At 71.1% G+C, this 2912-nt stretch carries 4 protein-coding genes; all 4 read left to right on the forward strand.

The features are described from left to right. The coding region (locus KBX53_RS28025; protein WP_210862551.1) for a hypothetical protein at positions 1 to 523 on the forward strand (523 nt) is incomplete at its 5' end. Positions 524 to 621: 98 nt separating this feature from the next. After that, positions 622 to 1353: a histidine phosphatase family protein gene (locus tag KBX53_RS28030; protein ID WP_210862553.1), complete on the forward strand. Its 732-nt coding sequence runs from the start codon at positions 622 to 624 to the stop codon at positions 1351 to 1353. Further along, entirely contained in the window at positions 1337 to 2206 is an 870-nt protein-coding gene (locus tag KBX53_RS28035; protein ID WP_030337906.1) for an NAD(P)H-hydrate dehydratase, read from the forward strand. Before KBX53_RS28030 ends, KBX53_RS28035 begins: the two co-directional genes overlap by 17 nt. Before the next feature lie 80 nt (positions 2207 to 2286). Beyond that, positions 2287 to 2787 (forward strand): hemerythrin domain-containing protein, encoded by a 501-nt coding sequence (locus KBX53_RS28040; RefSeq protein WP_030337907.1) that lies wholly within the window; start codon positions 2287 to 2289, stop codon positions 2785 to 2787. Positions 2788 to 2912 lie beyond the last annotated feature (125 nt).

Below are 2912 nucleotides of genomic sequence, written 5' to 3' on the forward strand. Positions count from 1 at the left end.
CTGGCTCCCGACCCTGACCTACACCGGGGGTAGCCGGGTCAGCTGGTCCGGTAACGGCGACTTCGGCGGCGTTAAGGGCGCGGCCCAGTGGTCGTACGAGGAGTACGACGAGGGTGCCGGCGGCACCCCGATGACGTGGGACGCCGCCCAACAGCTGTGGCACGGCACAGCGCCGTACCTACAGATCGGGCCGGTCTCGCAGCACGCCGACGGCAACCGTGAGTCGGTGCGGGCCTGGGTCGCTCCGCGTGCCGGCAGGGTTCGGATCACCTCGGCGCTGGGCGACCTCTACACCGACAACGGCTCGGGGGCCGACGGCGTGCTGGTCCGGTTGACCCGGAACGGGACGAACGTCTGGCCATCCACCGGTAGGCAGAAGGTCGGTCCGGTGGACCGGGTCCCGTTCCCGATGATCGAGCTGAGCGTGGCCGCGGGTGACACCCTGCGCTTCCACCAACACCAGAACGGCACGAGCGCCTACGACACGACCAACTGGGTGCCGAAGATCGCATATCAGCCGTGAGGCTCCGCCCCACCGGCCCTCCTACCCCACCGGCCCTCGACTGAGGGTCGGCGAGCCGGACACGGTTACCGTCGGCGGCGCCCGGGTAGGGGGGCCGCATGGCGGAACTGGCAACCCTCTGGATCGTCCGGCACGGCGAGAGCACCGCGAACGTCGCGGCGACGCAGGCCGAGGCGTCGGGCGCGGAGCTGATCGACCTCACCCACCGCGACGCGGACGTGCCGCTCTCCGCGACCGGCGAGGACCAGGCTCGGGCGACCGGCCGATGGCTGGCCGAGCTGCCGGACGCGAAGCGCCCGGACGTGGCGGTGGTGTCGCCCTACCTGCGCGCGGTGCAGACCTCGCGGCTGGCGCTGGACGGCACCGACATTCCCGTGCACCGCGACGAGCGGCTGCGCGACCGGGAGCTGGGCATCCTCGACGGGTTGACCGGGCACGGGGTGCGCCGGCGCTACCCGGACGAGGCCGAGCGTCGGGAGCGGTTGGGCAAGTTCTACTACCGGCCGCCGGGTGGGGAGTCCTGGACCGACGTGGCGTTGCGGCTGCGGACGCTGCTGGGCGACCTGCGCCGTGATCACGAGGGTTGCCGGGTGCTGCTCTTCGGCCACGACGCGCTGGTCTTCCTGCTTCGTTATCTGGTGGAGGGGTTGACCGAGGACGAACTGATGGCGCTCACGCGGCAGGACGTCATCGCCAACTGTTCGATCACCGAGTGGTCGGCGGACGGCGACGACCGCCTGGCGCTCACCGCCTTCAACGATGTCGCGCACCTGCGTCAGCAGGGCGCCCAGCCCACCAGGGAGGACGAGATCCATGCCGAGCCGGTCTGAGGTGAAGGTGATCACCCCGGCGTTGCTGCGGGACTGGGCGCTGCCGGTGCCGGTCGGTGGGAAGGAGAGCCGGGGCACCGTGCTGGTGGTCGGCGGTTCCCGCTTCACGCCGGGCGCGGTGCTGCTCGCCGGGGTGGCCGCGTTGCGCGCCGGCGCCGGGGTGCTCCAGCTGGCCGCCGCCGAGTCCAGCGCCGCCGCGCTGAGCATCCAGGTGCCTGAGGCGCTGGTGGTCGGGCTGCCGGAGACCGCCGACGGCGCGGTGGCCGCCGACCGGGACGGACAACTCGGCGACCTGGTCGCGCAGGCCGATGTGGTGACGCTCGGCCCGGGTCTGAAGGCCATCGAAGAGACCAACCGCCTGCTGGGCCTGGTCCTGGAGGCGGCCCGCCCGGACACGTCGCTGGTGCTCGACGCGTACGCCCTCGGCGCGCTCAGCCACGCACCGGACCTGCTGGTCGGCTCCGGTCGACCGGTGGTGCTCACCCCCAACGTCACCGAGGCGGGGCACCTGCTCGGGCGGGACCCGGGCGACGACCTGGACGCCGAGGCGGCCGAGCTGGCCGCCCGGTACGAGGCGGTCGTGTCGCTGTACGGGCACGTGGCCGCCCCGGACGGTCGGGGTTGGCGGGAGGAGAGCGGCGACGCCGGGCTGGGCACCTCCGGCAGCGGGGACGTGCTCGCCGGGTTGCTGGCGGGGCTGCTGTCCCGGGGTGCCGACCCTGCGCAGGCGGCCTGCTGGGGCTCGTTCGCGCACTCGGTGAGCGGCCAGCGGCTGATTCCCCGCTACGGCCGGATCGGCTTTCTGGCTCGGGAGTTGCTCGACGAGATCCCCCGCACCCTGGCGATGGTCTGAGACGGTTTCATCTGTTTCCGCCATTCGGCGTCGGGGTACCGGAACCCCACCAGCCGAGACTTTTCAGGGAGGTCACACCGGTGTCGACCGATGCCATCGTCCTGCTCAAAGAGGACCACAAGGAAATGCGTCGCCTGTTCAAGGCCTTCCAGGACGCCGAGGAGGGGCCGGCGAGCCAGCGGCAGAAGCTGGTGGACCAGATCCTGGAGGCGCTGACGGTGCACACCTATCTGGAGAACGAGGTGATGTATCCGGAGGTCCGTCGGCTGCTGCCCGACCTGGAGGACGACATTCTCGAGTCGTACGAGGAACACCACGTCGCCGACGTGCTCTGCGCCGAACTGGCCGCCATGGACGCCGACGACGAGCGGTTCACCGCCAAGACGACAGTGCTGATCGAGAACGTCACCCACCACGTCGAGGAGGAAGAGCAGGAGTGGTTCCCCAAGGTCCGCGACGCGCTGGGCCGCAAGCAGTTGCAGGAGATCGGCGAGAAGATGATCGCGTTGCGGGCGGACGCGCCGCGTACCCCCACCGCGCCGAAGGCGATCAAGAAGGCGATGGACGCGGTGACCGCCTGAGGCCGCCACTCACCACGAAGCTCACGACGAAGGGCCCGGCTCACGCCGGGCCCTTCGTCGTGCACCGCCCGCACAAGCCCACCCCCACGCCCACGCTCACGCGATCTTGCAGTTTCTGTTTCTGG

The organism is Micromonospora sp. M51 (assembly GCF_018070305.1).
Taxonomy (GTDB): domain Bacteria; phylum Actinomycetota; class Actinomycetes; order Mycobacteriales; family Micromonosporaceae; genus Micromonospora; species Micromonospora parva.

Bases quoted from the DNA above. Each gene is read 5' to 3' on its own strand.
- KBX53_RS28030 (WP_210862553.1), top strand. From the start codon at position 622: ATGGCGGAACTGGCAACCCTCTGGATCGTCCGGCACGGCGAGAGCACC.
- KBX53_RS28035 (WP_030337906.1), top strand. From the start codon at position 1,337: ATGCCGAGCCGGTCTGAGGTGAAGGTGATCACCCCGGCGTTGCTGCGG.